This window comes from Pseudomonas sp. SIMBA_041 (assembly GCF_046535095.1).
Classification (GTDB): Bacteria; Pseudomonadota; Gammaproteobacteria; order Pseudomonadales; family Pseudomonadaceae; genus Aquipseudomonas; species Aquipseudomonas mucoides.
This window is the reverse complement of the sequence record NZ_JAWRXJ010000076.1, coordinates 1-372: the sequence shown is the minus strand read 5'-3', so window position 1 is coordinate 372 and position 372 is coordinate 1. Positions and strand designations below refer to the sequence as shown.

Here is a 372-nt window from a genome sequence, read left to right as displayed (position 1 = left end):
GGCTTTAATTAATTTCTTGTTTATCATTTGTGTCTTATTTGTGTGGGACAAATATATTATTTATGTGCTGAATTCACATAAAATTCACATAAAAAGTTTGAAATTATTTCAATAACGTTTGATATTTTTGAATTGTCAATAATGACATAGAACAAAATAAAAAATCAAATTATGAAAAAATTGGAAAAATTACAAAGCTTCCAGATTCAAAATGAAAAACTAGGGAGTATTTTAGGAGGGCAAGGAGGTCCTGCACACATGACTACTAGTATTGGTGTCGGTAGTCCAACAGGTGCTGGAGAGACTTCAATGCCTACGGAGTGGGGCTGTCAATGTAGTTCATATACTAGTGATACTGATTTTGGCAATAAT

Annotated in this window: 1 protein-coding gene; it reads left to right on the top strand. The window is 31.7% G+C overall.

Annotated elements, in window-relative coordinates; all coding sequences use genetic code 11:
- Window positions 1–171 precede the first annotated feature (171 nt).
- Window positions 172–372, top strand: a 201-nt coding sequence (locus SB725_RS30290; protein WP_410923038.1) for a hypothetical protein, incomplete at its 3' end; no start/stop codon positions are given.